The organism is Nocardioides sp. (assembly GCF_036503465.1).
Lineage (GTDB): Bacteria > Actinomycetota > Actinomycetes > Propionibacteriales > Nocardioidaceae > Nocardioides.
The window spans coordinates 1-21645 of record NZ_DASXWU010000065.1; the positions used below are offsets into that span (position 1 = coordinate 1).

The following is a 21645-nucleotide window of genomic DNA, read 5'->3' on the forward strand; positions in this document are numbered from 1 at the left end:
CCGTGACGAAGAACTGCGAGCCGTTGGTGCCGGGCCCGGCGTTCGCCATCGCGAGCAGGTACGGCTTGTCGAAGACGAGCTCGGGATGCGGCTCGTCCTTGAAGGTGTAGCCGGGACCTCCGGTGCCGGTGCCGAGCGGGCAGCCGCCCTGGATCATGAAACCGTCGATGATCCGGTGGAACGTCAAGCCGTCGTAGTAGCGCTCGCCCCTGCGGCCCGCGTCGTCGCGGTAGTCCTTGCTGCCGTCGGCGAGGCCGACGAAGTTGGCGACGGTCTCGGGAGCGTGGTTCGGGAACAGGTTGATCGTGATGTCGCCCCGGTTGGTCTTCAGGACGGCCTGCTGGTCAGCCATGGATGCCTCTCGCTCTTGCGTGCTGGTGCTGCCGATCCTCCCATGCGGGGCAACCGGGCACCTGCGGATGGCCTGCCCGCACGCGCGCGTCGTCGCGTGACGGTCCTCGCTCAGGTGGTGGAGACCGCCCTGTTGGGTACGAGGAGGATCGTGGTGGGATAGACGAGACGAGACGAAGGGAAAGGTCCCCATGCGTATCCGCCGTAAGAAGACGCTCATGCAGCAGGCCGCCGACTACGTCGAGGCCGCCGTCGAGAAGGCGGGCCCGGTCCTGGCCGAGGCCAAGGACAGGGCGGAAGCGGCGCTCGCCGACGCGCGTGAGCAAGCCGGCCCGGTCCTCGCCGAGGCCAAGGCGAAGGCGGGGCCGACCTTGGCCGACGCCCGCGAGAAGGCCACCCCACTGATCGCACAGGGCGCCGCCCTGGCCGCCGAGAAGGCCTCCGTCGCCGCAGACCTCGCCGCCGAGAAAGCCGCGCAGGGCAAGGAGCTCGCCGCGAACAAGGCCGCCCGGCTGACCAGCAAGCCGCAGAAGAAGCACCGGCTCCGCAAGCTGCTGATCCTCTCAGGGCTCGCGGCCGTGATCGGGTTCGCGGTGAAGAAGCTCCAGTCGGGCGGCGACCGGGCGAACTGGCAGTCGTCGTACACCCCCAACCCGCCGCCGTCCTCCCGGGCCGCGGGGAGCACGGACACCCCGATCGCGGACGCCGCGGCCGCAGCCTCGGGCGAGGGTGCCGACGTGGGCGGCGCCGGGCCGGACGAGGCCCTCGCCGACGCGACGGACGAGTCCCACGACGTCACCACCCCGGACGAGCCGGCGGAGGTCGTGGACCTCGAGCCCGGTCAGGAGCCGGTGGCGAAGAAGTCCGCCAAGCCCTGATCCTCGGCGTCCTCCACCCCGACCCGCCTATCCCACCTTCGCCGTACGGCGCGACCGGCCGCGGGACAGCTCCTGCGGCCGGTGCTCGGCGATCCATCCGTCGATCCGCTCCCACCAGGCGAACAGCCACTCGATCCGTGCCTCGCGACCCGCGGGGATCTCGGCGCGCGGCACCTGCCACCACTGCATGACGATCACCTTGTCCATCGGGAGCTCCCGCCAGACGTCACCGACGGTGAGCACGTGGTCGAGCCCGGTGTGCGCGACCAGCACGACGTCCGCCTCGGGAGCGGCGTCCAGCGCGGCGAGCAGCCCGCCCGGTCGCGGGGCGAGCACGTGCGTCATCCGTTCCGCCCGCCGTGCCATCCGCTCGAGGCCGAGCCGGCGCAGCCGGTCGATGCCGCGTTGCCGGCGCGCGGGCGTGAAGTTCCCGCCCTCCGGGAAGATCACGAACGCGTCGTTCCCGTCGAGGTCGCGGGCCAGGTCGGCGATCTGCGCCTCGAAGTCCTGGGTCCCCTTCCCGGCTGAGACGAACCGGGCGGGGATGCGGTTCATGACCACGTCGACGGCGGGGTCCCAGGCCAGCGTGTCCTTGAGGACGACCCGCGGCTCGCGGCCGTACCAGTGCATCAACGCATGGATCAGGGTGAAGGAGTCGCCGGGTCCGGCATGGCGGCTGGCGACGATCAGCGGCTTGCCCGGGTAGGCGTCGGGGTCGGGTCCGGCGGTCTCGACGCGCAGGGCCAGGACCCGTCGCGCCTCGCGGAAGACGACGTACATCAGGCCCTGCACCAGGTCGTAGTGCACGCCCTGCCAGTACGCCGTGCGGATTCGGCGGCCGAAACCCGACGCCAGCCACCATCCCAGCAGGATCACCAGCAGCAGGCTCTCGGCGGTCACCCAGACCACGGTCAGCCAGAGGATGCGCAGCAACCGCCAGCGTCCCGGCAGCACCGGGACCAGTGCCGCGGTGACGATCAGCCACAGCGGCAGCAGCACCCACAGCCCCACCGCCAGCAGGATCATCGCCGGAGCGATCACGGCGCGCCGGAGGACCCAGAGCACGGCCCGGGTCACGTCAGGTCCGCGAGGTAGTCCCGAGAGGCCTGGTAGCTGGCGTCGATCCGGTTGCGCACGCGGGAGAAGTCGCGGTGGGCGAGCAGCGAGTCGTCCCGGACCGACGTCCCGCGGGCGGGGAGCACGTGCACCTCCACATCGTCGGGCACCTCGGCCAGCTCGCGCGCGAACCGGTGCCGGCGCGCGATCTCGAAAGACACCCGGGCGACCTCCCACGGCCGCTGCGGCGGCTTCAGCGGGCGGTCGATCCGCCCGACCTGGAGCACGAACACCCGGCGGGCGCCGAGCCCGATGGCACGGCCGAGGGGGATGGAGTTCACGATCCCGCCGTCGAGGAAGTGCTCGTCGCCGACCTTGGCCGGCGGCAGGAGGCCCGGTACCGCGGCGCTGGCCATGATCGCGTCGACCAGCGGGCCGGAGACGAACCAGTGTTCGGCGGCGCGCTCGATGCTGGCCGCGCACACCTGGAACGTCACCGGGAGGTCCTCGAACCTGGTCGCCCCGAACTCCTGGACCAGGCGGGTCTGGATGTACGCCGCGGAGTACAGGTGCGTGCCCGTCGAGACCGCGCGACGCATGGTCCGGAAGGGCCGGTCGGAGACGGCCCGGGCCGTGCTCGCGTCCTGCCAGAGGTCGGTCAACCGTTCGATCACGGCGGGGGTCGGGTCGCGGGCGACCATGGCGCCGTTCAACGCCCCCACGCTCGTGCCGAGCACCAGGTCCGGCGTCACGTCGCGCTCGAACAGCGCTCGCAGCATGCCCACCTCGGCAGCGCCCAGCACTCCCCCGCCGCCGAGCACGAACGCCGTGGTCATGTGACCATCTTGGGGCAGGCGCTACCCGGTCGGCACGAGCTCGGGGTGCTCCGCGCGGATCCGCCGGGTGACGACACGCTCGACGTAGAAGATCACCAGCGGGATGAGTCCCGAGAGCAGGACCAGGATCGCGAACGGCAGCGACCACCGGGTCTGCCGCCACAGCAGGAACGAGACCGCGACGTAGACGATGAAGACCCAGCCGTGGGCGACCCACATGATGCTCGCCTGGTCCCCGAAGTGCTGCAGACCGCTGCCATCGCTGGCGAGGTACTTCAGGGGCATGGCCACCAGTGAGCAGAAGGCGAGCAGGATGCCGACCAGGATCGCCAGCACACGGTAGGCGGGGAAGAGCTTCGACACGACCCGAGGCTATCGGGGGCCCGGTGAGCGCCGACCGAGCACGTCCTCCTGGAGCCACCGCCACCACATGAAGACCGCGAAGGCACCGAAGATCCACCACTGGAAGGCGTAGAGAAGGTTGCGCAGGGCCGTCGACGTGTCCGCACCGGGCAGGTGCTCGACGGTGACCGGAGCCAGTCCGGCCATCCCGTCGATCGGCGTCGACCCGGCGGTGCCGCCGGGCACCGACCGGTCCGTGGCGACGACGTACCCGCCGTAGAGGTCGTACGACGCACGCGGCAGCAGGTCGGTCACGCTCAGCTCGGGGATCACGTCGTCGTGGGTGTCGGTGTCGGTCGCGCCGGTGTCCTCCGAGGGCTGGAGCAGCCCGACCAGGCTCGCCGTTCCCTTCGGGCCGGCCGGCGCCTCCTCCTTGCTCGGCGCCCAGCCGCGCACCACCGGGATCGCGGAGCCTGACGGCGTGACCACGACGGGGGTGACCACCCAGACGCCGGTGCGCCCGTCGCGCGGCCGGTCGGCGACGTACACGGTGTGGGCGGGGTCCCACGCGCCCCGGACCACGACCGGCCGACCCACTCCCGACCCGGGGAACGCCGCGTCCGGCCCCAGCACGTCGTCGAGGGGCACGGGCGCCTGGTGGGTCACCGACGCGGCCTGGGACGTGCGGTGGTCGTGCCACACGCCGAGCTGCCACCGGCCGAGCAGGGCGCAGACGACGACCGCGGCGACCATCAGCAGGTGGACGCCCCAGTAGCGCGGGGCGAGGGCGCGCCTCGCCGGCATCGCGGGAGCGTCGGTCGGCACGCGGTCAGGCTACGGGCCGGTCACTCGGCGGTGCCGCAGACCCCGAAGGGCAGGACGCCCTGCCGGACCAGGGCTGCTGCCGCTGCCGGCCGGGGTACGTCGTACCCGATCCGGCCGGTGGACGGGTCGGCCACCCCGTGCCGGAACACCCGGCCGAACCGACCCCGGCCCAGCCGCGCCCGCGCGAACAGGTCGGTGCGGTCGCGGTCGACCCGCACGGTCGCGACGTGGTCGCCGAAGGTCACCGCGAAACCCGCGATCGGGTCCAGGTCCGGTCCGACGGCGACTGCGGAGTCCTCGAGGCAGCCCCGCTGCACGACGAACGCCTCGCCACGGCCGGGGACGAGCGCGGTCCAGGTGGGGTCGCTGCCCCACACCGGCTCTCCTGGACCCGCCGCGCCGTGCGTGACCAGGCGGTCCGCCTCGTCCACGTGGGCCCCGCGCAGGGGACCGATCCCCGCGCGGACGGCCCGGGTGACGGCCGCCATGTCGACGCCGGGAGAGAACGCGATGACCCATCCCCGCCGGCCGTCTGAGAAGTGCGCCTCCCAGGCCACGTCGTCGACGCCGAAGCCGTACGTCGTGCGCAACCGGCCGTCGACGGGCCCGAGCACCGGGCGGTCCAGGATCGGTGAGTCCACTGCTGCGCGTGCCCGGAACGCCGCGCGGTCCGCGGCCGACGAACGGCTGGTCAGCCCGGGCAGGCCGACCTGGCGGCGTATCTCGGCCAGGTCGACCAGCCGCAGTCTCGTCGCCCGGAGCGGGACCAGGGCCTGCACCGCCTGCGCCGGCGGCAACGACGCGTCGTACGCCGGGATCTGCGTCGGCACCGTCGAGGGCGGTGACACGGGTGGGGCGGTGTGCTCCTGGGCGCACCCGGTCAGTGCCCCGACGAAGGCGAGCACGGCAACCAGCAGCCGCGCCGGCCGCCTGCCCTCAGGTCGCCGCGTCACCGGGCAGCTTCGGGCCGCGGACGCCGGCGTTCTCCTGCAGGCGCTGGAGGAGCGCGTCCACCTGGGAGACCTCGGCGGCCGTGAGCCCGCGGCGCAACCGCTTGTCGAACTCCTGCGCCGCTCCGGCCATTGCGACGAACATCCGTTCGCCCTCCTCGGTCAGTCGCACCACCTGGGTGCGCCGGTCGCCGGGCTCGCGGGTGCGGACCACCAGCCCGCGCTCCTCCATGCCACTCAGGTGATGGGTCAGCGTCGCCCCTCGGATGCCGATGTGGTCGGCGACCTGCTGCTGGCTCGCCGCAGCCCCGCTCTTGAGCGCGAGCAGCACCATCCACATCGGCCGCGAGCCACCCGCGGAGGCGAGAGCGTCGTCGAACGCGCGGCCGACGTCACGGGCCACGCCGGCGAGTCGGAGCCCGATCGGCGTCCCTCGGGGTGCGGGCATGCCGTCACCCTACCAGAATCCTTTCGATGGCTAATCGTTTGACATCTACTGATTAGAGGTCTAAGGATAGGACGTGACATCTCGGACCAGGAGGAAGCCATGACCGATCAGCCCCCGATGCCGACCCCCTTCCCCGGGCGCTGGCGTGCCCTCGGCGTGATCGCGGTGGCTCAGCTGCTGACCGCCCTCGACGCCACGATCGTCAACATCGCGCTGCCGACGGCCCAGCACGATCTCGGCTTCGGTGACGGGCAGCGGCAGTGGGTGATCACCGCCTACACGCTGACCTTCGCCGGGCTCCTGCTGATCGGCGGCCGGATCGCCGACCGGCTCGGGCGCCGGACCGCGCTGCTCGGTGGGCTCGGCGGGTTCGCCCTCGCGTCCGCCGTCGCGGGGCTCGCCCCCAGCTTCGAGGTGCTCGTGGCCGGCCGCGCGGTCCAGGGCGCGTTCGCGGCCGTCCTGGCTCCGACGGCGCTGTCGTCGATCGCGGTGATGTTCACCGACGGCCGGGAGCGTGGCCGCGCGTTCGCGACGTACGGCGCGGTCGCGAGCAGCGGTGCCATCGTCGGGCTGGTCGTGGGCGGGGCTCTGACCGAACTGGTCAGCTGGCGCTGGTGCCTCCTGGTCAACGTGCTCTTCGCCCTCGGCGCTCTGGTCGCCGGCACCCGGCTGCTGCCACGCACCGAGCCGCACGCCGACGTGCCGCTTCCCCTGGCCTCGGCCGCGCTCGCCACGGCCGGGCTCGCCGGACTCGTGTACGGCGCCGCTCACGCCGCCACGCATGCCTGGACGGACCCCCAGGTCTGGGGTCCGATCGTCGCCGGTCTCGCGGTGCTCGGCAGCTTCGTCGTCCGCCAGGCCCGGAGCGCCGCGCCGATGCTGCCGCTGACGCTCTTCCGGGATCGCTCGCGCGCCGTCTCCTACGTCGCGATCGCGTCCGGCGTCGTCGCGTCGTTCGGGCTCTCGCTGATGCTGACCTACTACTTCCAGGCCGTCCTCGGCTGGAGCCCGCTGCACACGGGACTGGCCTTCCTGCCCCTCAGCGCCGCCGTCTCGGTCTCCGGGTACGCCGTCTCCGGCGTGCTCGCCCGGACCCTTCCGGCGCGCTGGCTGGTGGCCACGGGCGTCACCCTCGCCGCCGGCGGGATCGGCCTGCTGGCGACCCTCGACCTCGGCAGCAGCTATGCCACGACCGTGCTGCCGGCGATGGTGCTGCTCGGGCTGGGCATGGGCGGCGTGTTCACGCCCGCGATCCAGATCGTGACCAGCGGAGTGTCGCCACGCGATGCCGGGGTCGCCGCCGCGGTGGCGAACGTGGCGATGCAGGTCGGCAGCTCACTCGGCGTCGCGGTCCTCAACAGCATCGCGGTGTCCGCCACCCGGGGCTACACCGGCTCGCCGGACCCCCGCGCGGCGCTGGTGCACGGGTACGCGACATCGGCCGGCTGGGTCGCCGCCGCGCTCGCGGTCGTCGTCGTCCTGGTCGTCGCCGGCCTGTCCGGGCGTGCCACGTCGCAGCACTCCCCCTCGCCCTCCGGATCGGCGAGGCTGGAGCAGGAGCCCACGGAAGGAGCAACTCGATGAGCGTCGAGCTCAACCACACGATCGTCCACGTCACCGACAAGCACGCCGCTGCCGAAGATCTCGCCGAGATCCTCGGCGTCGACCCACCCACGTCGTACGGACCGTTCCGCGTGCTCACCCTCGCCAACGGTGTCTCCCTCGACTTCGCCGACGATCACGGGCGGCCGCACGGGCAGCACTACGCGTTCCTGGTCGGCGACGAGGAGTTCGACGCCATCCGGCAGCGGATCGTCGACCGCGGCTGGACCTACTGGGCCGACCCGTTCCACCGGCGCGAGGGTGAGATCAACACGAACGACGGCGGCAAGGGCCTCTACTGGGAGGGTCCCGACGGTCACAACCTCGAGATCATCACGGTCCCGTACGGCGGGTGAGTCAGGCCAGGAGCTTGGCCTTGAGGTCCGCGAACTCCTGGTCGGTGAGGACACCCTCGGCGCGCAGGTCGGCCAGCTTGCGCAGCTCGTCGGCGACCGACTCCTGGGCCGGTGACGCAGCGACCGGCGCCTGCTCCCGCCGGTGGGCCTCGTCGATGATCTGCCCCAGCCGCGCCACCCGTCGGCGTGCGCCGTCGAACGGCCGGTTCAGCGGGATCGCGTTGGGCGCCTTGTACGGATCCGCGTCGTCGCCCTTCCAGCTCGACGTCCGCGTGCCGCTCTGTCCCGGTGCCTGGAGCACCACCGCCCCGCTCATCATCCCGGTGTGGATCTGCACCCCGAGGACGTTCCGGTAGGCCCAGCTGGTCAGCTCAGCCCCGAACGACGCGCCGGCCATGAACCCCTTCTTGTAGACCAGCGCTCGGCTGTCCGTGGCGATGATCGCCTGCTTGCTGGCGCCGTGGATCACCAACCGGACCTCTTCGTCCGGGGCCAGGGTCTGCTCGACGGCTTCGACCGCCTTCGGGTGCAGGCCCTTCTGCCAGGCAGTGTCCGCCATGGTGTTCCCCCGTCTCTGGTCGGCTCCGGCCCAGACGGTACTCGCGGAACGTCGCCCGCGGGACGTCATACGGGGTGACCTCGAGGTCGCATCCCGTATGACGCCCCGGGTCGGTCGCTCAGGCGCCGGGTGCGTCCGGGCCCTCGGAGATCTGGCGCAGGGTCGCGATGACCGTGACCTCCGGCCAGTGCTTCGCGTGCAGCTCGGCGAACTGCTGCTGGTCGGCGACGGCCTCCTCGACGGTGTCGTACTGCAGGATCGCCCAGCCGCCGACGACCTCCTTGGCCTCGGCGTACGGTCCGTCGACCCGGCTGACCGCGCCCTCGCGGGCCACGAAGTTCACCGCGTCCTCGGTCCCGTACAGACCGCCACCGTCGAGGAACACACCCCCGGCGGCGCGTTCCCCGATGTAGGCGTCCATCGCCTCGAACAGCGCCTGCGGCGGCGTGCCGACACCCTCTCCCATCCTCACGAATCCCATGAATCGCGGCATGTTGATCACTCCTACTGGTTGCTGGGAGGTGCTCTTGTCCTCCGTACGTCGAACGGCGGGGGCGATCTTCGACATCGGAGAGCACTTGGAAATGCCGGAAACCGCAGGCTGTGGCCTGCGGTTCCTCATGTGGAGCCTAGGGGACTCGAACCCCTAACCCCCTGCTTGCAAAGCAGGTCGGATGGCCGTTTGAAGGTGACGTCCGACCGTAAAACAGGAGGTCAGAAGGGGTCACCTGAGGCCCCGATCGTACAACGTTTCCCCCACTAGTCCCCCACGGCGTAGAGTCCGTGCCAAAGCAGCATGGGGTTGGCGATCGGAGGACTCGGGATGGCGCGGCGCAGAGGGTTCGGCGAGGTCGAGCGACGGGTGAGCAGGTCCGGCGCGGTCACCTACCGGGCGCGATACGCCATGGGCGACGGCACTCGCTACTCCCGGACGCTAGCGACCAAGATGGACGCCGAGGCGTGGCTGGCCGCCGAGCGCGCCCTGATCGACAGGGACAGCTGGTCGCCACCGCGCGCTCGCCAAGAGGCGGTGGAACGACGCCAGCGTGAAGCCCTGTTCAACACCGTTAGCGGCTTCGCCGAGCGCTACCTTTCCGAGAGGTCGCTGCGGCCGAACACCCTCGCCGGATACCGGCAGCTCCTTGACTCCCGCATCCTGCCGACGTTCCGGGACACTCCGCTCGTCGAAGTCACACTCGCCGACATCAAGGCGTGGCGCGCAGCGATGGGCCCGAGGACCGAGTCGACCAACGCCGCGGCGTACCGGCTCCTGCGGTCGCTCCTCCAGGCCGCCGAGGAGGAAGAGCTCATCGACCGCGCCCCGCCGAAGATCCGCGGCGCGAGTACGGCACGGGTGAAGCGTGTGGCGAAGCCGGCGACCTTCGACGAGCTGGCTGTCATCATCGAGAACATGCCGGAGCGGCTGAGACTCTTCATCGTGCTCGCCGCCTTCGTCGGGCTGCGGGAGGGCGAGGCACTCGAACTGCGTCGCTCCGACGTCGACGGCCGGGTCGGTCGGATCGACGTCACCCGCAAGGTCGACAAGAACCCCAACCGCGATGCCCCGGGCGCATGCCGCGACTGCGGCCGCCCGATCACTGCACCGAAGACCGTCAGCGGGACCCGGACCGTGCACGTGCCGCCGCCCTTCATGCAGATGCTGCAGAAGCACCTGCTCGAGCACACCGCCCCTGGCCCGACCGGGCTCCTCTTCCCGGGCGACCGCACTGACCACATGAGCGTCCGCTATCTGATGGACCGCTACCGCCCAGCTCGCGAGGCCGCTCGCCGCCCAGACCTCACGATCCACCACCTGCGGCACACAGCCCTCACTCTGGCCGGCCAGCATGGTGCCACCGCCGCTGAGCTCCAGGCGCGCGCCGGCCACGCGTCCCAGGCAGCGATGGCGATCTACCAGCACGCCACCCGTGACCGCGACAAGGCACTCGCCGCGAAGATCGGGGAAACCTACACGGCTTGGAAGTCCTCGACCTCGACGTCCGGTGCAACCGACGCGTAGACGGCATCGAGCCGGCGATACTCGTCGTCATCGAATTCCGGTGGGCCGTTAGTGGCGATGACCGTTGTGTCCCAGAGCCGATCGTCAGTGCTTGGCCGCGGGGTGAGGAGTACGCCGACACTCCATGGCCAGATCGGTCCCTTCGCGTCGGATTGCATCAGGAATCGCTGGCGCCGATGGAGGAGCCAGGTACGGAACATCTCCTGGTAATACCCGGTGAGCTTCCCCATGCATGTGAACGAGAGATGCAACTCGCCATGGTCGACGTAGAGAAGTCGATGCTCGACCCTGAGTTGGCCCTCAGGCGCTTGGCTGCACGCGATGAGTCGTCGCAGCAGCAGGCGCCCCAATTCCGCTCTCGTTGTAACGGCCACGCGGTCGATGTGCGCCAACATCTGCACTCGATCGGTTTCGTCGCCGGTGAAGTCGGTCGCGGCGATGTCTTCCAGTACTCGCTGGAAGACGCGGAACCCCAGTTCATCTCCCGCCGACGCCGGGTCCTTTGGAAGCAGCGGGCCGCTCACCGGTTCGGCCCAACCATCATTCATCCAGTCCGGCAACGGACTCGGAGGAGCCTGTAGGTCCTTGTTCGCCAGGTCGAAGTAGCGATGGGTCTCTGACCCCAGCTCGGCTGGCTCATCCTCTTCGGCGACGCGGTGGATGTAGTCCACGATCGCCGAGGCCGAACGCAGTTGATTCCAGAGGAACTCCCAGTCGCGACGCAGCATGACGACGCTCGGGCCGTCAGCGTCCCCGGACGGGAAGACCTGCCTCGGAGGACTTGGATGATCAAGGATGACGACCGGCACCCATTTGACTCGGCTTCCGTCAACGCGGACCGGACGACCCCGCAGGTTGTCTAGAGTCGGGTCGCCGGATCGAAACGACGTTCGGATCGTCCCCCGTGCCTGCTTGAGCCCTGCAGTCGCGTTCTTCAGCAACCATGACTGTGCGCGTTCGGCAGAGTCTGGCGTAGCAGAGGACCTCGCCTTGACCTGGAGCGCAATGCCGCGGCTCCCGGAGACGATGGTCCCGTCACCAATCTCCCGACGGCCACTACCCTTCGGAACGATCTTCGGCCGAAGCACGAAGTCGGGCAGGCCCCATCGCCCCGCCGCAGCACGAGTGGCGCTTTCGACGGCAGAGCCGTACTCCTCCCCCGGCGGCAGCGCTTCAGCGTCCGGGATCTCGCGCCCGACGACACGACCGTCGCGGAGCGCCATGTACGTCATCACGCCGTCTTCGTTGCCGTAGATCGCCATCCCTTGATCCGATTCGTAGATCGCCTGCCGAGACTCCTCCTCTTGAGCAGGGTCGTCGAACTGAACGGGCAACCACACCTCAGTGGGCGTCGAGGGCATGAGCGCGTCGAGCGCCCCCAACCGGTGGGTTGACTCGTCTGTGTCGAGGGATTCCTCGAGCACCTCGATGAAGGTGCGCAGGATCGTGAGAAGGGCATCCATCCGACGATTCAGGTTATCGTCGCCGTCGAGCGGCCATGGCGGTGCGTTCAGGATCGGGTCGAAGTAGACATTCGGGTTGCCCGAGAACGTCTCAGGCGGGAGGCTCGGGCTCACCGTCAGGGTCGCCAGCCGCTTGCGGACATCCAGCGGTCCAGGGTCATCGATCGTGATCGAAGCGATCGCGTAGCCGTCCAGCAAGTTGGGCTGCGGGTTGGCCCTACTGGCCCAGATCGAAACCAACTGGCCGCCCGCCTGCACGCGGCGAAGCGACTGGGCCAGGTGCCGCATGTGGAGCCCGACGAATCCGTCCGGCGCGAAAGGCTGCACGTCGCGAAGCACGTTGACCTGATCGGGTCGGAGACCCATGAGATGGCCCTCGTACGGGAGGTCATCAAACTCTGCTGCCTCGAAACAGAGGGGCATCGAGTGCTTGTCGCCCGCGAGGATCCCGAACCCGACGTTCGCCACGGCTACCCCAAGAACAGCGGCGTCCATTGCGCTCTTGATCTCCGTGAGCAACTTGGCCGCTGCGACGTCGGCGGCGCGCTGCAGCGCATCGGTTGGGCGGTACGAGCACCATAGCTCCGCGGTGTCGTCGCTCGTCTCCTCTAGCCAGGCCGAGAATGGACCATCCCGGCGGATCTCGTCCCAGAGTCGGATGCACTCACGCCGTCGCTCCAGGGCGCGGCTGAGATGAACCCGGGCGCTAACGAGCAGGCGTGGAACTCGAAGGTGTTCGGCGAGCTCCGGCATGGCGCAAGGATGACTGACCGCACCGACAACCTGGCCAAAGTCAGGCGTGCACGAGCTCCTGTGCGAGCCACCCCTGACCCCGGAGCGCGTCCAGCGCGATCCGCACGTGATCCTCGGTGAACATGCGGGCCTTCCGCGGCGACCATTCCCAGACCTTCGCGACGATCTCGTCGTCGCTCCCAACGGCCTCCTGCGTGGCGACCCAATGGACGGTGGCCAGCAGTTCTAGCCCGTAGGCGGACTCGAATCCGTCAGCGAGAACAAGCACCCGACGGATCCGCTCCTGGGTGTCTCGATCGTTAGCCAGCGTTCGCTCGGCTTGGTCGGCAGCCTCGGGCAAGACTGACAGGGGCTCGGCATTGGCCACAGATGCGCTGCCGTCACCGAAGCCACTGATGAAGTGGCCCTCTACAACGTTCAGCACGTGCCTGAGGTTGTCCGCGTACGGGCCGTAGTAGTGCTGCTTGAAGTTGAGCCGCAGCGGCTGACCAGCGACCTGAAGGAAGTACATCAACTTCTGCGACTCGATGAGCCCGGGTGCCATGAACGATTGCAACGTGTAACGGTGAATGAGGTCGACGAGAGCTGCTCGACCGGGCGTCATCTCAGGGCGGTCCGCAGACTTGGCCATCTCGATCGCGGCGGGCGCGCCATCGGGGGCGAAGAGGAGCACTTCGACCTCAGGCGCCTGCTCAAAGGCTCGGACGATCCGAGGCTCGACATCGCTCCAGTCGAGGCCGCCGTTTCCGCAGCCCAGCGGCGGGACGGCGATGGAAGAGATCCCAAGGGCTCGGATCGCCGCGATTAGATCGACCAGCCCGGCTTCGATGTCCGCGAGCTTGGAGCGCGACTTCCAATGACCCTTGGTCGGGAAGTTGATGATGTACTTCGGACCAGTCATCTGTCCCGTGGGCCAGACCCGGACGTGGCCGAGGCGGATCTCGCCGGCCTTCGCGGCCGAGCGGTAGTCCTCGTACATCGCTGGGTACGCCTTCTTGAACTGGAGCGCGATGCCCTTGCCCATCACACCTTCGGTGTTGACGGTGTTGACGAGCGCCTCAGCCTCCGCGCGCAGAAGGTTCCCAGACGTCTCCGTGATCATGTCACCTCCAGCATGCCTCAGAAGTACCAGCGAGGTCTGACTCCCACGCTCGGCGGACTCGCAGTTCCTGCGAGCACGCGGTTCACCTCATCGAGCACAGTCTGGCTCTTGGCACCGACAAACTGGATCGCCGTCCACGGGACCGTCTCGTAGACCAGACACTCGGCCATCCGCCGCTCCATGCGGTCGGGATGCTCGGCGTCACTGTTCCACATAGTCGACTTCATCAGAGGCCAGTCGATGAAGGAGTCCTCCGGCTCTCCGTCGGCCCACCTGTGGAAGGCCGCAACACGGAGGGCGGCGTTGCGATCGGACAGCACCGGATCGAGACCGAGGTCGGCCAGGCGTTCCAACGTTGTGCCCAGATAGACGATGCGATCCGTTCCCCCGCTGTAGCTCGGCACACCCCCACGGTCGATCACGTAGAGCATCGGGCTGCGCGTCGCGAAGTAGAACGGCACGTAGTCCGCAACCACTCCGCCCGGATGGACCGGCACACTCCGCGTACTTCGAAGCGACTTCACATCCTTGTTTCCCACCTCGATGCTAAGCACCCCGTCCGCCTGGGCGCGGCGGTCGCAGTGCAGGCCCGAGGAGACGATCGTCTCAAGGTGCTCGACGCGCGTGAAGTGGAACAGCCGCGTCGGGACCGGGCGCGCCATGTTCGTCTCCTCTCGTCCAAGCCGGATCGTCGCAGATCGTGCTGACGGGGCGGCTTGGCCCGAGCCAGAGCCGCCCGCCACCACCTAAAGTCAGGCAGCCGCGCTCGTCGCGCCACCAGCGTTGTCACGCACCCGGTTCGCACCCTGCTCGGCGGCGTACCGACTGGAGAACGACTCCCCGGACGCGGCCACCTTGTCCGACGACCGCCACGCCCGCCACCGCCACGAGCCGCCAGCGTCCTGGTAGATCTCGTACCGCGCCATCCGCGCACCGGCCTTGAACGCCGACGCCGCCCGGTTGGCGTTGTAGGTCGAGGCGAACGTCTCCCCCGCCCACGCGACCATCTCGTTGTTGCCGGCGTACAGCCACCACGTGGGGTTACCGGCCTGGTTGTGTGCAACGACGAACCGCCACATCGGCGATCCCTCCGATCTCGCACCGTGGTGCGTGTCTTGCGCGAGCTCGGGACCGGTGATGTCATTGCGGTTCCACCCGTACGACGACACCTCATGTCCCGTGCACCTCTGCGCCCGGCCTGGAAGCCGGGCGCTTTGGTTTTTGCGCGCTTTCTGCGCCACCTGGGTTCAGGCGACTGGTGCTAGTTCAGCACGACCCAAGGCCACGGCATGTGCGACACGCCCGAGCCCGTGAGTGGCCAGATCACCGCATTCGCGCCACTTCCGCGCGAATAAACACCGGTGTCATTCGGTGTGTCGGCGCCATCAGAGCGGTCCGGCCCGGCAGTCTGAGCGAGAAGTGACTACTTTCAACGCGCGAATAGGCGGACACGTGACCGACAACGAAGAGAGCATCGGCCGAATCGCTGTGCCCTGCGGACGGCTGTCCTGCAAGGAGCCGGTCATCCAGGAACTCGGCCGCGGCCGTCGGAAGGAGTACTGCTCCGAAACTTGCCGGCGAGCAGCCGACCGCGACTACAAGCGGGCAAAGGGCCACGTCGAGGTGTACGCCGAGTACCTTCAGCGCTCCCAGCATGAAGTTGCGTCATACGGTCGGAAGGCCGAAGCCGGCGTCCTGACTCCTGAGCAAGTAGGGAAGCTTGAAGCCGATGCCCGCGTGGCGTTCGCGCGAGCCGAGGCGCTCGCTGAGGTAGGCGTGCCACCTGAGCGTGCGACCGCGGAACTCACCACTCTCGTGGAAGCCTTGAGGCCGCTATTGAGCGGCAGTGTCGGCTTCACCTCTCGGTCTGCCTAGTCACCGCCGGCGAGCCCGATCGGATCCGCGTCCATGATGACCGACGGCTTGCGTCCGCAGGCCTGGCACTACTCCGAGTGCTTGAACGCCTCGTCCGGATCCAGGTGCCTCTCGTCAGAGGTCTCCTCAACCACGTCGCCGTAGAAGCCTCGGAGGCGCTACCTCATCTGAGCCGGGTCCGGCTCGATGCCGTATGGGCGAAGTAGTGCTGCAATCTGCTCGCGAGCGTCAGACGGGATCGGTGGCGGCGCCTTCGCGACGATCTCATGCACGTAGTCGTGGAGATTCTGTGCCTGCTCCTGCGCCTGTTCGATCTTCTTGGTCGCGCTGAACGACGCCGACAGGTCGCCCGTTCCGCTGGTACTCGCTCGAGTCGGCCATCCGTCCGTGGTACCTCGCACTCGGTCGACGTCCCACCGGCGTCACGATGCCCGGTCGCGCCACGTGTTGACCGGGTGCGCGTCGATCAGTTCGTCGAGCGAATCCACCCGGACGCGGATGGTGCGGCGGCCGAGCCGAACGGCCTCGAGGTCGCCGGAGGCGATGTAGCGGCGGACGGTCTTGACCGAGACGGCGAGGATCTCGGCCGCCTCGCGGAGGGTCACGAGCTGGCGGGGCTTCGGGGCCATGGGAACTCCTGGGTTGGTGGCGGCCCAGTTGGCCGCCTTCATCCCTCAAGGCCGAGGGAAGTCCTCCAGTGGCCACCCCTTTCTCTCCGCTCCCCTTCCGCTGTTCCTCTGCCCTTCACTGGCTTCCTTCTCCTCCTCCTGCCCATCCCTTCCACCCGGCCCCCTCTCCTCTGGCCTCCTCAACCCCTCCCTCTCCCGGACACACCTCTTTCACGGACGAATCGGGTGGCCACTCGCGCCCCGGTTCCGGCCTTGAGGTATGTGACGATGACGCTGAAGAAGCTGGCCGCCGGGTCGGGCTACGAGTACCTGACTCGCCAGGTCGCGGCCGCGGACACCACCGAGCTCGGCAAGACTCCGCTGGCTGACTACTACGCCGGCAAGGGCGAGGCACCCGGCCGCTGGATCGGCTCGAGTCTCGTTGGACTCGAGGGCATTGAGCACGGCGACGCCGTCAGCGCCGAGGAGATGAAGAACCTCTTCGGCGACGGCTGTCACCCGGTCACCGGAGTCGCGCTCGGGCGCCCGTTCAAGCAAGGCTCTGTCGCCGGCTTCGACCTGACGTTCAGTCCAGCGAAGTCGGTCTCGACCCTGTGGGCGGTCGCCCCGCCCGAGGTCGCCAGGCAGATCGAGATGGCGCACAACGCCGCCGTACTCGACGCACTTGCCTTCCTGGAGACCCACGCGATCTTCACGCGCGAGGGCGCTGGCGGCGCTCGGCAGGTCGAGACCCGTGGCCTGATCGCCGCTACGTTCCTGCATCGCGACTCGCGTGCGGGCGACCCGGATCTGCACACCCACGTTGCGGTCGCCAACAAGGTCCAGACTGAGCAAGGCAATTGGCTCTCGATCTACGGCACGATCCTGCACGAGCACGTGGTCGCCGCCTCCGAGGCCTACAACACCGCGCTCGAAGCCCACCTTCGTGAACAGCTCGGAGTCCGATTCATCAACGTGCCGCGGGCCGGCGACAAGCGGCCGGTGCGCGAGATCGCCGGCGTCGACCCGGCGCTCTGCGCACGTTGGTCCCGCCGTCGGTCCGACATCGAGGAGCGAGTCGCGGAACTTGCCGAGGAGTTCGCGGGCAACCGCGGTCGCCGCCCGAACGACAAGGAGCGGATCGACCTCGCGCAGCGAGCGAACCTGGAGACCCGGGAGGCCAAGCACGAGCCGCGCTCCGAGGCGGAGCAGCGGGCGACCTGGCATGGCGAGGGAGCGGATCTGCTCGGCGAGCGAGGCCTCCGGATCATGGTCGACACCGCGCTCCACCCCGACCCCGCTCACGCCCAGGAGCTATCGACGGTCTGGCTCAGCGAAGCCGCCGACCGAGTCATCCACGAGCTCGAAGCCCACCGCGCGACGTGGCAGACCTGGCACATGTACGCCGAGGCGCAGCGCCAGGTCCGCGGCCTCGCCCTCGCGCCCGAGCAGATTCCCCAGGTCATCGAGCACCTCGTGGACGCCGTCACGAACCAGCTGATCAACCTGACGCCCGACCTCGACCCGATCCCCGAGCCGACTGCGCTCAAGCGGTCCGACGGCGTCAGCGTCTACCGCCACACAGGCGCCGACCACTTCACCAGCCCGCGGATCCTCGCGGCCGAGGCACGGATCGTCGACACGGCCGGCACCGCTGCCACCAGGAGCCCGGATCCGGTCGATGTCGACCTGGCGCTGATGGCGGCCGCCCTCGAAGGGCCGGAGCTCAACCACGGTCAGCTCGACCTCGTACGCAGCCTCGTCGCCGACCCGCGCCACGTCGCACTCGCCCTGGCACCCGCGGGCTCCGGCAAGACCACCGCGATGAGCGCCCTCATCAAGGTCTCCCACGATCTCGGGTACGAAGTCGTCGGCCTCGCGCCCTCAGCGGCCGCAGCCGCCGTACTCGCCGACGCAACCGGCATCCCGTCCGAGACGCTCGCCATGCTCGACCACACCCTCGCGGCTGGCGTGGATCCCGGGTTCGAGCCGCACACGGTCGTGGTCATCGACGAGGCCGGGATGGCCGACACCCTCACCCTCGATCGGATCATCGCCGCCTGCGCGGGCCAGGGTGCGCGGGTCCGGCTGATCGGCGACGACCAGCAACTCGCCGCGGTCGGCGCCGGTGGCGTACTCCGCGACATCGCCACCACCCATGGAGCCGTGCGTCTCGACCAGGTGGTCCGGTTCAACGATCCCGTCGAGGCGTCGGCGTCGCTCGCGCTGCGCGACGGCGACCGTACGGCGCTCGGGTACTACCTCGACCACGACCGCGTTCACAGTGGCGACGAGCTCACGAACCTCACCGAGGTGCTGGTCGCGTGGCAGGAGGAGACGACTGCCGGGCGCGAGTGCCTGATGCTCGCGCCCACCCGGGACCTCGTCGCAAGACTCAACCACGCGGCCCGCAAGACTCGGCTCGATCACACCGTCGTCAGCGCCGAAGTCACGCTCGCTGACGGCAACCAGGCCTCGGTCGGCGACACCATCCTGACCCGCCGCAACGACCGCCGCCTCGGCGTCAGCGGCACCGACTGGGTCAAGAACGGCGACCGCTGGACCGTCACCGCGCTCACCGCCAACGGCGGCCTGCGCGCCCGACACCTGCGGTCCGGACTCCACGTCGCGCTGCCGCCGGAGTACGTCGCCAACCACGTCGCACTCGGCTACGCCACCACCGTCCACGCCGCCCAGGGCAGTACCGCCGACGTCATGCATGGCATCCTCACCGGGCACGAGGACCGGCAACTTCTCTACACGATGCTCAGCCGCGGCCGCTTCGAGAACCACCTCCACCTGATCAGCGAGCCGGCCGCGCCGGAGGAGCAGTTCCTGCCCGGGATCGACGAGCAGGTCACCGCAGTCGAGACACTCGACCGGATCATCGCCCGCGACGGTGCCGCTGTGTCGGCGACCACCGAGCTCTCCCACGCCACCAGCCCTGCCGCGCTGTTGCACGGGGCCGCCGGCAGGTACGGCGACGCCATCACCACCGCCACCCAGCGGCTCCTGGGCGCAGACGCCGAAGGCGCGCTGGAAGCAGCTGCCACCGGCCCGCTTCCGTGGTTGCCCGGCATCCCCGCCGCCCTGCGCAGGCATCCCGACTGGTCGAAGTACCTCGACGCGGGCGCCGAGCGCACCCGCATCCTCGCCGACACCGTCCGTCGCGACGCACACCTTCCGCAAAGCCTGTGGCGTTTCGATGACGTGCTCACCGACCAGCTTCGCGAGGCAGTAGTCGTCTGGCGGGCCGCCAACGGTGTGCCCGACGACGACCGCAGCCTCCTCGGCCCGCGACCGAGCGGCTTCGCGGCCGCCCGGTACTTCCGCCACCTCCAGCGCCAGGTCGACGCCCTCTATCCCGAGTCGGTCGGCCGCTGGCAGGCGCAGATCGCCCGTCTGATCGGCGATCTCGACCACCGCGGCGACCACACCCTCGACCTGGCGCGCGAGCTCGACCGCATGCAGGCCAGCGGTCTCAACGCCACCCAGATCCTCCACCGTGCGGCCACCCTCCGGCGCCCGCTCCCCGAGGAGCGCAAGGTCGAGGCCCTCGCCTACCGGGTCGAGCGCATCGCCGCCAACGACGCTGCTCTCCGGCCGCAGACCCATGAACCGAGCCGGCGGTCACCCGGCATCGTGCTCTAGCATCTCCCGCCACTCCTGCGGCGTGTAGCTCCGTCGTCTTGTCCCAAGCACCACGTTGAACGCGACACGCAGCTGTTTCGGCGTCATGCCCGGATGGTCGAGGCGGAATCGCTCTTGCTCCGCCTCGACCAGCGTGAGCTCCAGCTCGTCCCAGATCGTCAGTTCGCGCTGGCGGTGCTGCGCCTTCCATGTCGCGTACCGCTGCGGGTCGTCCTGGGCATCGACATACTCGATCAGCCGGTCCAGCGCCCGCGCCGCTCGCTTCCTCAGCGACCCAGGCGCCAGGTTCGCCTCGGCAGCCACGGCCTCGACGACGCCCGGCGCCGTCAGGCCCATCCGCCCACGGTGCGCGGGCACGTTCTGCCGGTCCGCTTCCGCGGCCAGCGCCCACAGCAGCCAGTAGTCGAAGCCGTTGATCGCGGCCTCTTCGTGGCCGACCTGAAAGAGCTCAGCGAGGAGCGGACCCGGATCGTCCTCCGGTTCGATCCACGCCAGGTCCTCGAGCAGGTCGGGACCATCGATGGCCTGCGCCATCGCCCGGTCCCGGCGCACGGCCAGGTCGCCCGTCCCCAGATCCGCGAGCACCTCCCGCTGCGTCTGACCGACAATCGCGCCCGCGATGTTCGGCGTGGTGAGGCGGTACGCCGCCGAAGCCTGGAGCCAGAGTTGGCTGGCCACCAGGCCGTCGATGCCATCCGACAGGTCTCGAAGCCGCCGCGCGACCTTCTCCGCTCCGGGCAGCAACGCCCACACCAGCGCGGTGATCGCCTCCGGCTCGCTCTCGGTCCTCGACGCTAGTACGCCGAGAAGCGTCTTCGCCTCGGCCGGTGACGCGAGAGCCCAAGCGGGCAGGTCGACGAGGTCGTCGACAACGCCGTCGACGAGGCGCTCGGTCACCCAGCGGCGCCAGGCCGCTCGCGCCTCACCCATGAGCGCACCCTCCAGGTCCTGGAGGCCAAGGCGATCTGCAACGGACACAACATGCTCCCGAGGGACGTCCCCACCGCCGACCACAGGCAGGGACCATCCAGCGTGAGCGGGACATTCCTGGACGTCAAGGGCCACTTCTGCCGTCCGACGAGACATCTCAAGACGTTGAGACGTTCAGAAATAGCCAGCACCAACAGGCACTGGAGTCCCCGCGATCGTCATCTCAGAATGTGGCCGCCGAAGACGATTGCCCGGCTGTGCTCCGTGCCGATTCCAGGCGATCATGGAGCGATGCCGGCGTACCAGAGTTGGGCGAGCAGCCCGGCTTCACGGAAGGTCATGCAGGACGTCAGGCCCCGAGACACCTCGCCCGAGTTCGCCGTCCGCCGTCTCCAGCAGCCGCTGGGCTTCGCTACCGCGTCGACTACCGCCCCGAGCCGTCACTGCGCCGGACCGCGGACATCGTCTTCACCAAGCAGCGCATCGCGATCTTCATCGACGGCTGTTACTGAGGGCGCAAGTGCGTAGCGGCCGGAGCGACTGAGGAGTTCGTCATCGCCCGTCACTCCGCGTCCGATGCGTGGTCGCGGGCGACGGCCGGATCATGCCGGTTGGGCGGCCTATGTCGGAGGCGAGGGTAATGCTGGGGTCGGAAGCTACCTGGCCGGGCGCCAGGCGGTCCCTGCGAACAGCTGAGGAGCTACGTCCATGGCATGGCACGCAAGTCGCACTTGCCGCAGGGCCGTGGACCCGGCGCGGCGCCGTCTGCAGTACTCCTACGGTGACGGCGCGTCCAGGTCGTCCTCTGCAGCGGAGCGATCGATGGCGCGCGTAAGGTCCGACACCAGTCGGCGAAGGCGTCGCACTTCAGCCTCCAGACTTTGTACTCGCTGCTCGGCCGGTCAAGTCCGCTGTCGTGGTGTACGACGTGTGATCCTTCGTCGTTGTGGTTCAGGCCGTTATGGCCTGGACGGTTAGCTGGTCAGTCACCTCCTCGGTGGGGCTGTTGTCGACGGCCTGGGCGCGGGCGAGCACGTCGA

At 69.4% G+C, this 21645-nt stretch carries 21 protein-coding genes; 6 read left to right on the forward strand and 15 right to left on the reverse strand.

The features are described 5' to 3' along the window. A partial coding sequence (locus tag VGK78_RS12705; protein ID WP_331528015.1) for a peptidylprolyl isomerase occupies window positions 1-352 on the reverse strand: 352 nt, incomplete at its 3' end. 190 nt (window positions 353-542) lie between these two features. Between VGK78_RS12705 and VGK78_RS12710 the strand changes: the two genes are divergently transcribed. Continuing rightward, window positions 543-1229 carry a hypothetical protein gene (locus VGK78_RS12710; RefSeq protein WP_331528016.1) on the forward strand — a complete coding sequence of 229 codons (687 nt, stop codon included), beginning with the start codon at window positions 543-545 and terminating at the stop codon, window positions 1227-1229. Between the two features lie 27 nt (window positions 1230-1256). Here VGK78_RS12710 and VGK78_RS12715 read toward each other — a convergent pair whose 3' ends face one another. From VGK78_RS12715 to VGK78_RS12740, 6 genes are read right to left on the reverse strand one after another with little or no spacing between them, the layout of a single operon-like run. Further along, window positions 1257-2306 carry a 1-acyl-sn-glycerol-3-phosphate acyltransferase gene (locus tag VGK78_RS12715; RefSeq protein ID WP_331528017.1) on the reverse strand — a complete coding sequence of 350 codons (1050 nt, stop codon included), beginning with the start codon at window positions 2304-2306 and terminating at the stop codon, window positions 1257-1259. Beyond that, the gene (locus VGK78_RS12720; protein WP_331528018.1) at window positions 2303-3121 is read right to left on the reverse strand and encodes a patatin-like phospholipase family protein; all 819 of its coding nucleotides are present in this window, start codon (window positions 3119-3121) and stop codon (window positions 2303-2305) included. The genes VGK78_RS12715 and VGK78_RS12720 overlap by 4 nt, the downstream gene beginning before the upstream one ends. Window positions 3122-3142: 21 nt before the next feature. Continuing rightward, window positions 3143-3484 carry a DUF3817 domain-containing protein gene (locus tag VGK78_RS12725; RefSeq protein ID WP_331528019.1) on the reverse strand — a complete coding sequence of 114 codons (342 nt, stop codon included), beginning with the start codon at window positions 3482-3484 and terminating at the stop codon, window positions 3143-3145. Between the two features lie 9 nt (window positions 3485-3493). Further along, window positions 3494-4288 (reverse strand): SURF1 family protein, encoded by a 795-nt coding sequence (locus tag VGK78_RS12730; RefSeq protein WP_331528020.1) that lies wholly within the window; start codon window positions 4286-4288, stop codon window positions 3494-3496. 20 nt (window positions 4289-4308) lie between these two features. Continuing rightward, entirely contained in the window at window positions 4309-5241 is a 933-nt protein-coding gene (locus tag VGK78_RS12735; RefSeq protein WP_331528021.1) for a hypothetical protein, read from the reverse strand. Continuing rightward, complete coding sequence (locus VGK78_RS12740; protein ID WP_331528022.1) at window positions 5225-5686, reverse strand: MarR family winged helix-turn-helix transcriptional regulator; 462 nt, start codon at window positions 5684-5686, stop codon at window positions 5225-5227. The genes VGK78_RS12735 and VGK78_RS12740 overlap by 17 nt, the downstream gene beginning before the upstream one ends. A 99-nt stretch (window positions 5687-5785) precedes the next feature. Here VGK78_RS12740 and VGK78_RS12745 point away from each other — a divergent pair, with 99 nt between their 5' ends. Next, window positions 5786-7270, forward strand: a complete 1485-nt coding sequence (locus VGK78_RS12745; protein WP_331528023.1) for an MFS transporter — start codon at window positions 5786-5788, stop codon at window positions 7268-7270. Continuing rightward, window positions 7267-7644 carry a VOC family protein gene (locus VGK78_RS12750; protein ID WP_331528024.1) on the forward strand — a complete coding sequence of 126 codons (378 nt, stop codon included), beginning with the start codon at window positions 7267-7269 and terminating at the stop codon, window positions 7642-7644. Before VGK78_RS12745 ends, VGK78_RS12750 begins: the two co-directional genes overlap by 4 nt. A 1-nt stretch (window position 7645) precedes the next feature. Here VGK78_RS12750 and VGK78_RS12755 read toward each other — a convergent pair whose 3' ends face one another. Beyond that, a complete protein-coding gene (locus VGK78_RS12755; protein WP_331528025.1) occupies window positions 7646-8203 on the reverse strand; it encodes an SHOCT domain-containing protein in 558 nt (185 codons plus the stop codon). 118 nt (window positions 8204-8321) lie between these two features. After that, complete coding sequence (locus VGK78_RS12760; protein WP_331528026.1) at window positions 8322-8684, reverse strand: YciI family protein; 363 nt, start codon at window positions 8682-8684, stop codon at window positions 8322-8324. Window positions 8685-9026: 342 nt separating this feature from the next. Here VGK78_RS12760 and VGK78_RS12765 point away from each other — a divergent pair, with 342 nt between their 5' ends. Continuing rightward, entirely contained in the window at window positions 9027-10223 is a 1197-nt protein-coding gene (locus VGK78_RS12765; RefSeq protein ID WP_331528027.1) for a tyrosine-type recombinase/integrase, read from the forward strand. Here the strand turns inward: VGK78_RS12765 and VGK78_RS12770 are convergent. The 4 genes from VGK78_RS12770 to VGK78_RS12785 all read right to left on the reverse strand — a co-directional run bounded on the left by VGK78_RS12770 (window position 10172) and on the right by VGK78_RS12785 (window position 14620). Continuing rightward, window positions 10172-12439 carry a hypothetical protein gene (locus tag VGK78_RS12770; protein ID WP_331528028.1) on the reverse strand — a complete coding sequence of 756 codons (2268 nt, stop codon included), beginning with the start codon at window positions 12437-12439 and terminating at the stop codon, window positions 10172-10174. The genes VGK78_RS12765 and VGK78_RS12770 overlap by 52 nt on opposite strands. Before the next feature lie 40 nt (window positions 12440-12479). Continuing rightward, entirely contained in the window at window positions 12480-13541 is a 1062-nt protein-coding gene (gene darG / locus VGK78_RS12775; RefSeq protein WP_331528029.1) for a type II toxin-antitoxin system antitoxin DNA ADP-ribosyl glycohydrolase DarG, read from the reverse strand. Between the two features lie 17 nt (window positions 13542-13558). Next, a complete protein-coding gene (gene darT / locus VGK78_RS12780) occupies window positions 13559-14203 on the reverse strand; it encodes a type II toxin-antitoxin system toxin DNA ADP-ribosyl transferase DarT (protein ID WP_331528030.1) in 645 nt (214 codons plus the stop codon). Window positions 14204-14293: 90 nt separating this feature from the next. Then, entirely contained in the window at window positions 14294-14620 is a 327-nt protein-coding gene (locus VGK78_RS12785) for a YegP family protein (RefSeq protein ID WP_331528032.1), read from the reverse strand. A 373-nt stretch (window positions 14621-14993) separates the two neighbouring features. Here VGK78_RS12785 and VGK78_RS12790 point away from each other — a divergent pair, with 373 nt between their 5' ends. Continuing rightward, window positions 14994-15416, forward strand: coding sequence for a hypothetical protein (locus tag VGK78_RS12790; protein ID WP_331528033.1), 423 nt, complete (start codon window positions 14994-14996; stop codon window positions 15414-15416). Window positions 15417-15838: 422 nt separating this feature from the next. Here VGK78_RS12790 and VGK78_RS12795 read toward each other — a convergent pair whose 3' ends face one another. After that, entirely contained in the window at window positions 15839-16045 is a 207-nt protein-coding gene (locus VGK78_RS12795; protein WP_331528034.1) for a helix-turn-helix domain-containing protein, read from the reverse strand. Window positions 16046-16312: 267 nt separating this feature from the next. Here VGK78_RS12795 and mobF point away from each other — a divergent pair, with 267 nt between their 5' ends. Beyond that, window positions 16313-19675, forward strand: a complete 3363-nt coding sequence (gene mobF / locus VGK78_RS12800) for a MobF family relaxase (RefSeq protein ID WP_331528035.1) — start codon at window positions 16313-16315, stop codon at window positions 19673-19675. Here mobF and VGK78_RS12805 read toward each other — a convergent pair. Further along, window positions 19655-20605, reverse strand: a complete 951-nt coding sequence (locus tag VGK78_RS12805; RefSeq protein WP_331528036.1) for a hypothetical protein — start codon at window positions 20603-20605, stop codon at window positions 19655-19657. The genes mobF and VGK78_RS12805 overlap by 21 nt on opposite strands. Between the last annotated feature and the right edge of the window lie 1040 nt (window positions 20606-21645).

Bases quoted from the DNA above. Each gene is read 5' to 3' on its own strand.
- VGK78_RS12710 (WP_331528016.1), top strand. From the start codon at position 543: ATGCGTATCCGCCGTAAGAAGACGCTCATGCAGCAGGCCGCCGACTAC.
- VGK78_RS12720 (WP_331528018.1), bottom strand. From the start codon at position 3,121: ATGACCACGGCGTTCGTGCTCGGCGGCGGGGGAGTGCTGGGCGCTGCC.
- VGK78_RS12740 (WP_331528022.1), bottom strand. From the start codon at position 5,686: ATGCCCGCACCCCGAGGGACGCCGATCGGGCTCCGACTCGCCGGCGTG.
- VGK78_RS12745 (WP_331528023.1), top strand. From the start codon at position 5,786: ATGACCGATCAGCCCCCGATGCCGACCCCCTTCCCCGGGCGCTGGCGT.
- VGK78_RS12750 (WP_331528024.1), top strand. From the start codon at position 7,267: ATGAGCGTCGAGCTCAACCACACGATCGTCCACGTCACCGACAAGCAC.
- VGK78_RS12755 (WP_331528025.1), bottom strand. From the start codon at position 8,203: ATGGCGGACACTGCCTGGCAGAAGGGCCTGCACCCGAAGGCGGTCGAA.
- VGK78_RS12760 (WP_331528026.1), bottom strand. From the start codon at position 8,684: ATGGGATTCGTGAGGATGGGAGAGGGTGTCGGCACGCCGCCGCAGGCG.
- VGK78_RS12765 (WP_331528027.1), top strand. From the start codon at position 9,027: ATGGCGCGGCGCAGAGGGTTCGGCGAGGTCGAGCGACGGGTGAGCAGG.
- VGK78_RS12770 (WP_331528028.1), bottom strand. From the start codon at position 12,439: ATGCCGGAGCTCGCCGAACACCTTCGAGTTCCACGCCTGCTCGTTAGC.
- darG (WP_331528029.1), bottom strand. From the start codon at position 13,541: ATGATCACGGAGACGTCTGGGAACCTTCTGCGCGCGGAGGCTGAGGCG.
- darT (WP_331528030.1), bottom strand. From the start codon at position 14,203: ATGGCGCGCCCGGTCCCGACGCGGCTGTTCCACTTCACGCGCGTCGAG.
- VGK78_RS12785 (WP_331528032.1), bottom strand. From the start codon at position 14,620: ATGTGGCGGTTCGTCGTTGCACACAACCAGGCCGGTAACCCCACGTGG.
- VGK78_RS12795 (WP_331528034.1), bottom strand. From the start codon at position 16,045: ATGGCCCCGAAGCCCCGCCAGCTCGTGACCCTCCGCGAGGCGGCCGAG.
- mobF (WP_331528035.1), top strand. From the start codon at position 16,313: ATGACGCTGAAGAAGCTGGCCGCCGGGTCGGGCTACGAGTACCTGACT.
- VGK78_RS12805 (WP_331528036.1), bottom strand. From the start codon at position 20,605: ATGGGTGAGGCGCGAGCGGCCTGGCGCCGCTGGGTGACCGAGCGCCTC.